8 protein-coding genes are annotated in these 9,125 nt (G+C 68.5%); 4 read left to right on the top strand and 4 right to left on the bottom strand.

Going from position 1 to position 9,125, the window contains the following annotated elements:
- Positions 1-38 precede the first annotated feature (38 nt).
- The gene (locus ACI79U_RS04735) at positions 39-689 is read left to right on the top strand and encodes an 8-oxoguanine DNA glycosylase OGG fold protein (protein ID WP_457067753.1); all 651 of its coding nucleotides are present in this window, start codon (positions 39-41) and stop codon (positions 687-689) included.
- A gap of 507 nt (positions 690-1,196) precedes the next feature.
- Here ACI79U_RS04735 and ACI79U_RS04730 read toward each other — a convergent pair.
- Complete coding sequence (locus tag ACI79U_RS04730; protein ID WP_457067751.1) at positions 1,197-2,987, bottom strand: GmrSD restriction endonuclease domain-containing protein; 1,791 nt, start codon at positions 2,985-2,987, stop codon at positions 1,197-1,199.
- A 164-nt stretch (positions 2,988-3,151) separates the two neighbouring features.
- Between ACI79U_RS04730 and ACI79U_RS04725 the strand changes: the two genes are divergently transcribed.
- From ACI79U_RS04725 to ACI79U_RS04715, 3 genes are all read left to right on the top strand, one after another.
- On the top strand, positions 3,152-3,874 hold the full coding sequence (locus ACI79U_RS04725) for a hypothetical protein (protein WP_457067748.1): 723 nt from the start codon (positions 3,152-3,154) through the stop codon (positions 3,872-3,874).
- A 403-nt stretch (positions 3,875-4,277) separates the two neighbouring features.
- Positions 4,278-5,597: a hypothetical protein gene (locus tag ACI79U_RS04720; protein WP_457067745.1), complete on the top strand. Its 1,320-nt coding sequence runs from the start codon at positions 4,278-4,280 to the stop codon at positions 5,595-5,597.
- 590 nt (positions 5,598-6,187) lie between these two features.
- Positions 6,188-6,898, top strand: a complete 711-nt coding sequence (locus ACI79U_RS04715) for a permease (RefSeq protein WP_457067743.1) — start codon at positions 6,188-6,190, stop codon at positions 6,896-6,898.
- A gap of 111 nt (positions 6,899-7,009) precedes the next feature.
- On the opposite strand, the gene ACI79U_RS04710 is transcribed toward ACI79U_RS04715, so the two are convergent.
- The 3 genes from ACI79U_RS04710 to ACI79U_RS04700 all read right to left on the bottom strand — a co-directional run bounded on the left by ACI79U_RS04710 (position 7,010) and on the right by ACI79U_RS04700 (position 9,106).
- Positions 7,010-7,429 (bottom strand): PRC-barrel domain-containing protein, encoded by a 420-nt coding sequence (locus ACI79U_RS04710; protein WP_457067740.1) that lies wholly within the window; start codon positions 7,427-7,429, stop codon positions 7,010-7,012.
- Between the two features lie 8 nt (positions 7,430-7,437).
- On the bottom strand, positions 7,438-7,884 hold the full coding sequence (locus ACI79U_RS04705; RefSeq protein WP_457067737.1) for a PPC domain-containing DNA-binding protein: 447 nt from the start codon (positions 7,882-7,884) through the stop codon (positions 7,438-7,440).
- A 196-nt stretch (positions 7,885-8,080) separates the two neighbouring features.
- Complete coding sequence (locus ACI79U_RS04700) at positions 8,081-9,106, bottom strand: SDR family oxidoreductase (RefSeq protein WP_457067734.1); 1,026 nt, start codon at positions 9,104-9,106, stop codon at positions 8,081-8,083.
- Between the last annotated feature and the right edge of the window lie 19 nt (positions 9,107-9,125).

The following is a 9,125-nucleotide window of genomic DNA, read 5'->3' as shown; positions in this document are numbered from 1 at the left end:
TTCCATTTCGCGGACCTCCTCCGGACCGGGACGCTGTCGTGCTCGAACAGTCGACGACCGTGTCCCTTGCGGCCTGGCAGGCCGCGCTACCTTCCCACTGGCTGCCGCCCGCCTTCCGGGATACCGGAACTCGCAAAATATCGGTGCGGCGCCGTGACGTGTTCGCCCTCGCCGAGGAGGCGCACACCCCGGTGGGCGCGGTACACACCTACGTCGCTGCGGCGGCGTGGGGAAGCGCGCCTGGCCGTGAGGTCAGTCGGCGGCTTCGGGCCTTCACTGACATCGAGGCGGTCGCGCGCAAGCTCGCAGCCGTCACAGGCATTCTCGCCGCGAACGGCACCTCCCGAGCCTTCGCGGCCTTGCTGCACGGCGATCAGCGACTGCCGCACCTCGGGCCCGCGTTTGGTACCAAGTTTCTTTACTTCGCCGGTTACGGGCGCGTGCCGGCGGGACCGCAGCCACTGATACTCGACAAGAACACCGGCATTGCGGTCCAGCGACTCTCCGGCCACCGATGCCCCCACGTGCAGGTGAACCCCGACGACTACCTCAATTACCTGCAGGTGCTGCATGGGTGGGCGAAGTCATGGAACGACTGCGAGCCCGACGTAGTGGAACGCGCGGCGTTCGACGTCGGCAAGGCAAGCGAACTGGCGGTCAGCGTTCTCGCCGGAGTGCCCTACAGCTGAGGTGCTGGACCGCGCTACAGTCGGGATCCTGCGCCCGCTTGGCGTTGCGAGGTCGTTCGGCTCGCGGTGGAAGCTGACCGTCTCCCAGACCTGTGACACTGTCGCGAAGTCTTCTCCCAATCGGAAATCGCCCTCTGTGTCCGGTCGAAACCAGGCGCGCAACACGTCGCCCATCACGGGCTGGGCGATGAACACGGCGTCCTCATACCGCCAGACGACAGGACGCCGCCGGGGGAGCGGCTTCCCCACAACGATGTCGCACTGGTTGACCGCCCAGCCCGTGTCGCCGCGGATAAGGCATGCGCGCACGAACACGGGCTGGTCGGGAGGCTCTCCGAGGAAATTCGCCAGGCTGATTGCCCACGATCACGGTCAGGCAACCGCGCCCCAGCGGCGGTCCATCTTCCGCCGACCCGGCGAATCCCTCACGAACACCGAAAATCCTCTGGGCTCCGCCTCGTGGCGCCGGCCCTTCGCCCCGACGGCGGCTGCTGAGCGGCGGCGGCCTTACAACTGGTCGAAGTACTTCCGGATAAGCTCGGCCATGAGTCGCCGCCGCCGGTCGAGGAACCCAGGGTAGGACGCTGCCGTAACGGCGAAGATGTCGTCTGGGACTGCGTTCTCTTCGAGATTTTTCTTGAGGTCCGCTTCGTCGACGATCTCGCCGATCGTCAGCGTGCCCGTGTTGATCTGTGTGAGGACCGCCTCCATATAAATTGCTGGCGCCTTGTTCGATATGCTGATGTTGATCGACGTCTCCGTAAGGGCGAAATTGCCGACCTGGTTGTAGTCTCCGCGATCCGGGAAGCCATTGTTTCGCAGGTAGTCCTTAGGTACTATGTGATGAATGTCCCCGGCCTGCTGATGCATCGCCGCCACCGTTATCGACCTGGACAGGAAACCTCGCTTCCCCGTTGCGACCTGGGCTGCGAGGAACACCTGAAAAAATGGGCTGGAGGTGCTGGTGGTCTCAAGTGCAGCCGGGAGCGCGACGTTCCAGAATCCGTCCGTCAGCTCCGACTCCTCGATCTGCTTGAGGTAGGCCGCGGCGCCGAGAGTGCCGATGCGGCGGATGTCCTGCTCCCAGGTGGATTCGAAGCTGCCCGAGTGCCGCTGAGTGAGCATCGACATGACGAACCAGCGCCGCACGATACGCTTGCGCTCTCCTTCGCTCATCGTGACCTCAGAGCGCAGCCGCAGGTAGAGCGCGTAGGCGAAGTTGAGGGCGTTTTTGGAGCCAATCATCCCCGGCACGATGAAGCCGGCCGACTTCACGATCATCACAAAGTTCTCGAAGTGGTACTTCTTGACCAGTTGGAGGAGCGCCCCTTCGAGCCGGTCGTACGCCCCTGGAATTCGCGACTCGTCGATCATGTGCGTCTCCGGGTCGCGCCCGGAAAGCTCACTCACGATCGATGACGCCTTACCGCGGCTGAAGCCCACAAGACCGGCGACGCGAATGACGTCGCCATACGCGGGGTCGTACAGGTCTTCGGCGTCGTCTTTGAGCCATGCGATCGCGCTCAGGTGGCCGCTCTTCATGAACTCCTTGTCGTGCTCGGCGATGTCGGCATACGCGTGGGGCGCCACCGCAAGGTGGCAGAAGTAGTCGATCACCTTGCGGAGATTGCGGCCTCGCTCGCCGTAGGTCGCGATCTTGGACATCGCGAAATCGGCGCTTGAGAGGGGCACACCCTTGGAGTTGATCCGGATAAAGATCTCCGCGACGGTCTCCACGTCGAGGTCGTCATCGAGCTGAATGATCCCGATCTGCGCGTTCTTGATCTGCTCCAGCTGACCGATGTTCGCCTCGACCAGTCCCTTATCGGCGCCAGGGTTCGCCCCGAAGTAGTCGCTGTAGAAGCCGTAGGTGGACGACGCGTTGAAGAGCTCGCTGATGTCGGAGATCCACTGGCTGTTCTTCTCGATGACCGGCGTGAGCGTCGCGAACTCTTCGGTGACCGGGTTGAACGCGATCTTGATGCGTACCGGCCGATAGCGCTTGTCGACCACCTTTAATCCAGCGACAGCCGCGCGCAGGGCGGTGATGCGCTGCTGGCCGTCGATGAGGATCTGCTGGTGCGTTGCGACCTGGCCTCCCTTGAGGTTCGCCCCGACCGACTGCCAGGTGATCAGGTAACCAACCGGGTAGCCCTTGTAGAGGGAGTCCATGAGGTCCCGGACTTTGACGCTGTCCCAGACGAACGGTCGCTGGAGCTCCGGGATTGCGACCCGCTCCGCTCGCACGTCCTCGAGCAGCTGCGTGACTGCGGACTGGATCACCCGGTACTTGGCCATGCCCGCTGTCTACCAGGTATGCGGGCGCTCATCCGCCAACGTGAGGTGGGCGCGATGTCGGCTGCGCTTCGCGCGACACGGGGGATCGGAGCGCGGAGAGGCAGGGGTAGAGCCCTAAGCTGCCTCGACCCCGGAGCCGGAGGTCCGAGTCGAAGGGTCGGGGCATGGTTGACGACGGTGTGCGGTACGAGCAGAAGACCGTAAAGGCCATGCGCGGTGCCGAAAGCAGGTCGATCGCGAAGTGGCAAAAGGAGGGCTGGGAACTCGTCGACCAGGCCGCGGGAACCCTGCGCACGACCTTGAATCTTCGGAGACCAAAGCCGCCGCTGCCCGTGCGACAGATGGTGATCGGCGGTGCCGTCGCCCTGGTTCTGGCCGGTGTCATTGGCGTCGGCGCCCTGCTTGAGGGAGATAGCGGCGGCACGGGCTCCGCATCTGCCAACCCGTCGCCGGCGGCGACCGAGCAGTCGCAGGGTCCGCAGCCCATCGCGACCGGCCAGTCGGTCAGTCCGCCGCCGCCCGTGGCGGCCGAGCAGTCGGCAAGCCCGCCGGCGCCAGTCACTAACATTACGGTCGATGAGCTGCTAGACAGGTTGAACTCGGGCGACCTGGGCGGCGTCCAGGTCGGGGATCGGTTCAGCCTCTCCGCTGAGTTGTTCTCATCCGTCGCGTGGGGAACTGGAGCGTCCGGGGACTTCGCCGTCTACCTGAAGGCGAAGGGCGGAGCGAATGACCTGATGGTGTTCGTCAATGAGTCAGATGCGGACGGCTGGCAGGACGGCACGAGAGTCGAGATGATCGTGGAGTCGGTGGAAGTGACCATCAACGGCGAAACGACGGACGGCTGGCTGAGGGCTCAATCGGTGCAGACAGTCTCCGGCGGTTGACGGAACCTGCACAGAGGAACGCCTGCTACCTGAGCCCTGTGCAGGGCCGGCTCTCCGCCGACAACAACGTCACGAGCCACTACACCTGGGCGTAGGTGCTTGAGGGCGAACCGTGCAGCGGGGCGCGTCGCGCGCACAGAGGTGGGGTCGGCGATACGTTCGGGCCTCCATCTTTGTCGCGGCATGCGGCCACTCGCCCAAGAGGCGACCGTCGGGCCGGTACCGGGCAAAAGGGGTCGCCCGTTCCTCGTGAATGGGCGGCCGCTGGCGTCGGCGCCATAGATGCCGCGAGGGGGCTCCGGGCGCCCTGCGCGGCGTGCCGCGCCCTGGGAGGCCGAAGACGATCGGCCCGTCACACTGACGGAACTGTCGGTCACCGTCGGTACGGTCGGCACGCGGGTCAGTGGTCCGGAACGCCGGTGACTGCCACGCCGCGGCCTACGGTAAAGGGGACGACCTGATGAGAGCAGCTCACCGGGGCCAGGGGGCCGGGAGCACCGAGGACTCGCTGTTCGCGCGCGCCTCCCTGGATGCTCAGCTGCGTGCCGAACTGGCGCAGGCCACGGGCGCGGTGACCGCGTTCGACGCCGACCTGCTCCTTGATCGCACGGACGAAGAAGTGCTCGTCGGATTGCTCGAGAAGACGACGGTTCCGCCGGTACAGGTCCTGTGGGAGCAGGCCTGGTCGCCCGGTCCCCAGGAGACCACCGTCGACGTCCAGCACAACCTGATGTACGGCGGTGCCGGCGAAGGGCGCCCCCTCCTCGTCCCGGCGGTCGAGGTCGGCGTGCACATCCCCTACACCGGCGACCGAATGATGCTGTTGCTGCGGCCCAGCACCTTCTCAACCACCGTCCCCCGGGCAGATGTGGGCGCCGACGAGATCGTGCTTCGGGTGACACAACCAGGACTCACGGACGAGCAGGTCGCCGCCGCGTTCAACGGCTTTCGAGCGTCCGTCGACCGGTATCTGGCCTCGACCAACGCCGACATCGCCGCCCACAACCGGGCACTAGTGGCCGACCTCCGCCGGCAGATCGCCGAGCGCCGCCTGCGACTGCTCGCTCAGCGCCAGCTTGCGTCGTCCCTGCCGTTCCAGGTGCGCCCGGCCGGCACGCAGGCGACCTACGCTCTGCCAGTGCGCCGGGCCAAGATCCACCTGACCCAGCCACGTCCCGCGCAACCGTTCCGCCCCGAACCGGCCCTTGAGGACGCGATCTACGAGGACATCCTTGGGCGCATCGCCGCGTTCGGGCACGCGGTGGAGCGCACTCCCATGAGCGTCGGTGCGACGAACGAGGAGGGCCTGCGCGACCACCTATTGCTGGCGCTCAACTTCACCTACGAGGGCCAGGCTGCCGGGGAGGTGTTCACCCGCGGCGGGAAGGCCGACATAGTCATCACGACGGGCGACCGGCACCTGTTCATCGCCGAGTGCAAGGTCTGGACCGGTGCGAAGAACTTCGCGGCCGCCGTCGACCAGCTCCTGCGGTACGTAGTCTGGCGCGACGGCAGGGCCGCCCTCGTTCTGTTCATCAAGAGCGGGCAGGCCACTGACGTCATCGCGAAGGCCGACGCCGCGGTGACCGCCCATCCGCAGTGCGCCCGCCGCGTAGAGCCTGCCGACCCCAGCTGCCGGATCGACTACCTGCTCCGGTCCACCGCCGACGCCCAGCGGCTCATCCGCACGGCATTCGTTCCAATCGTCATCGCCGCCCCCTGACTTCGGCACCGCTGCGACGGCTGCGGCTGGTGGCACGGCTGGTGTCGTTGGTCCGCTCGACACCGATTCCGTCGTCGCTGACTTGCGCCCCGATGGCGTTGGCTGGCATCGGCTTGTGCAATTAATCTTGCCGCACAGGCATCGTTTAATCATCGAAAACGTACTGTGACGGGCTAATGCCACCAGCATAGGCCAACGGTAGACGTGCTGGTCGGAGCGTAGATCCATCAACTGCCAAAATTGATCAACTAGGTCAAGATCAAATCGCAGGGTTACTGGTTCAAGTCCAGTCGGGGGAGCTCACCAGGGCCTCTGGTCGGCGGCGACGCTGGCCGGGGGCCTTCGTCGTGTCCGGGCCGACCGAGCAGCCCCTTCCTTCGGTCCGTCCGCCGGTCCACCGCCTCCGCCGACCTCCAGTCGCGCGCCGGCGAGGCGCCGTCTCCCGGTCGTCCGGCTCAACCACGCGACCTCGTGCCCGGGTTCCCGTCGCAGGTGACGATTCGGTGACGGCTCTGCCGCAGAACGGTCGGCGGTGGACCCAGCGGGCACTGCTGGGGTGTCAACGACCCCGAGCGGAACGAGGAATCGAGATGACGGAGAGTCGCACACGGACGGAGACGGGCTTCAGCGAGAACACCGTCGCCGAACCCACCGGTGTGAGCGGGGAGGGGGCGACCCGCGCCGGCACGGCCGACCCGGAGGCCGGCCCCCGGACCGTCCCCGGGAACCGCACCGACCACGACGTCCCGGTCGTCGCCAGCGGGTCCTCCCGCCGCGACCGCGTGCGCTGGGGGCCGGTCTGGGCCGGCCTGATCGTGGCGGTGCCGACCTTCCTCCTGCTCCAGGTGGCCACCTTGGCCCTGGGGTGGTGGGACGTCGGCCCCGGTGACGGCGCGAGCAACGCCGACTGGCTCAGCGGCGTCAACGGACTGATCGCGCTGTTCCTCGGTGGGCTCACCGCGGGAGCCACCGCGCTGTGGCGCGGGTTCGCCGAGGGGCTGCTGCACGGCATCCTGGTGTGGGCGCTCACCGTGGTCACGCTGGTGGTCCTCACCCTGTTCGGCGGCGGCGCCCTGTTCGGCTCCCTCGCCGGCGTGGTGACCGACGTGGCCGGCATCCAGCAGGCCAACCTGCCGGACATCGCTGCCGGTGAGGCCGCCGACGTCGCCCGTACGAGCGCCGCCTGGGCTTCCCTGGGCCTGGGGCTGTCGATCGCCGCGGCTGCGCTCGGTGGGGTGATCGGCGCCAAGATGTGGCCGGGCAAGAAGGCCACCGAGGCCGACACCTCGACCGTCCGCTGACGGTCCGCGCTCAGCGAGCGCGCTGACGCAACCGCCCCGTGCACCGAACGGTGCACGGGGCGGTTCCGCGTTCCGGGTGGCCGGGCCCTCGTGGTGGGCCGGGCACCGGGCTCAGAGCTGCGGGTATCCCGGGTAGACGTACCCGGGCCCCCAGTAGGGGCCGTAACCCCACCAGCCGTAGACGTCCTCGTAGTAGCTCGGGCCGTACGTGACCTCGGGGTCGTACCCGGGTGCGTCGGTCATCCGGGCCCGGTCCCGGTCGACCTGCACCCGGTCGGGCCGGACCGACTCGACGGCGTCCACGGGCACCAGGAACTGGTCCTTCCCGATGCCCAGGAAGCCGCCCGAGCCGATCTGCAGGAACCGGGCGCGGTACTCCTCGTCGTCGACGAGGATGTCCTCGACGGTGCCGATCTCCTCGCCGCTGTGATCGAAGGCCGGGCGCCCGCGCACGTCGGCAGCCGGGTCGGCGACGGTCCGGTCGGTGTCGCCCAGGGGCACCAGGTTGGCAGGGGTGTCGGTGGCGGTCATGACTCTCCTCAGCTGTTCTCGTCGGGGGCGATCAGGGCCAGCCCGGACGCCGGGTCGTGCCGGCGCTGCAGGTGGCTGGGGCTGGTCGTCAGGACCAGCTCGAGGGTCGGGCGGGTCACCGCGCGCAGCAGGTGCCCGCCGACGGTGGACCCGTCACGGCGGCCGCAGACGACGTGCGCGTGCACCTGCCACCCGTCGGAGCCGTCGCGCGTGATGTCGCCGGTCAGCGCCAGGACCTCGACCTGGTCGGGGACGGGTATCTCGGCGTACTCCTGCTCGTCCAGGTCGTAGTAGCCCAGCGTGGCCTCCGAGAAGGCGCCGATGCCGGTGAACGACGTGGCCGGGAGTTCGTTGGCGGTGGCCCAGTCGGTGAGGCCGGAGATGACCTCCTCGCCGGTGCCGAAGACGACGGCCTGCTGGCGGGGTGGTCCGTGGGTGAGCGTGGACGTCTGCACGTCGGCTCCTCTCCTCCGCCCGGCCGGACGCGGGGAGTTCGCGGGCAGCCGGGCACGGTGGCTCGGCCGGGAGCGGCGCTGATCGGGCCGCTTCCGGCGCCGGTCGTGACGTCGTCCCCACTCCTCGAGGCGACGTCCGGGGCTCACCTACCCGCCTGGTCGCCGGCTCAACACGCAAGCGCGTCCGGCGGCGCGATCACCGGCCGCGGCGCCAGGTCGCCAGCGCGGTCGCCAGCAGACCGGTGCCGACGGCGGCGACCGCGCCGTGGTGCCGGCTGGCCCAGATCTGCGGGTCCCGGCTGCGGGTCCGGTGCTCGAAGCTGCCCTCGGCACCGAAGTCGCGGCCGTCCGCGCCGTCGACGGGCTCCCACAGGTTCACCGGGTCGTCGGCCGAGGCCCGCTCGCCCCGCTGCTGGCCCTCGTAGCCGGTGCGGGCCAGGTACCGGTCGAGGAACTGCGGCCAGACCTTGTTGCCCAGGATCGTGTAGACGGTGGGCGTCCCGACCCACCAGGCGCGCCGCCGGGGGTGCTCGCTGGCGTACACCAGGGCTTCCCCCATCGGCTCGACCGCGTAGATCGGCGGCACCGGCTGCGGACGCTGCGGGAGCCGGTTGAGCACCCAGTCGAACTGCGGGGTGTTGACCCCCGGCAGGTTGACCATCGTCACGCGGACGTTGCTGCCGTCGTGCGCCAGCTCGGTCCGCAACGACTCGGTGAAGCCCTTGATGGCGTGCTTGGCGCCGCAGTACACGCTCTGCAGCGGGATGCCCCGGTAGGCCAGCGCCGACCCGGTCTGCACGATCACCCCGCGGTCACGGGGGCGCATCCGGCGCAGCGCCGACATCGTCCCGTGCACGAACCCGAGGTAGCTCACCTCGGTCACCCGCGCCCACTCCTCGGCGGTGATCTGGTCGAAGGGCGCGAACACCGTGCTGAACGCGACGTTGCACCAGACGTCGATGGGGCCGAGCTCCTCCTCGACCCGGTCGGCGGCGGCGTCCACGGCCGCGGCGTCGGAGACGTCGACCGGGATCACCAGCGGGGTGCCCCCGGCGGCGCGCACCTCGTCGGCGGCAGCCGCCAGTCCGGTCTCCCCGCGGGCCAGCAGGGCCACCCGGTCCCCCCGGCGCCCGAAGGCGACGGCGGCCGCGCGCCCGATCCCACCGCTGGCGCCGGTCACCACCACCACCCGCCCGGTGGCGGACTCCTGCGAAACGGTCACTGCTGTCCTCCCGCGTCTG

The organism is Modestobacter sp. SYSU DS0904, assembly GCF_054051115.1.
Note: the sequence above shows the minus strand (reverse complement) of the source record. Positions and strands in the feature narration are given on the sequence as shown.

Excerpts from the sequence above, each read along its gene's own strand:
- ACI79U_RS04730 (WP_457067751.1), bottom strand. The coding sequence starts at position 2,987 with ATGGCCAAGTACCGGGTGATCCAGTCCGCAGTCACGCAGCTGCTCGAG.
- ACI79U_RS04725 (WP_457067748.1), top strand. The coding sequence starts at position 3,152 with ATGGTTGACGACGGTGTGCGGTACGAGCAGAAGACCGTAAAGGCCATG.
- ACI79U_RS04715 (WP_457067743.1), top strand. The coding sequence starts at position 6,188 with ATGACGGAGAGTCGCACACGGACGGAGACGGGCTTCAGCGAGAACACC.
- ACI79U_RS04710 (WP_457067740.1), bottom strand. The coding sequence starts at position 7,429 with ATGACCGCCACCGACACCCCTGCCAACCTGGTGCCCCTGGGCGACACC.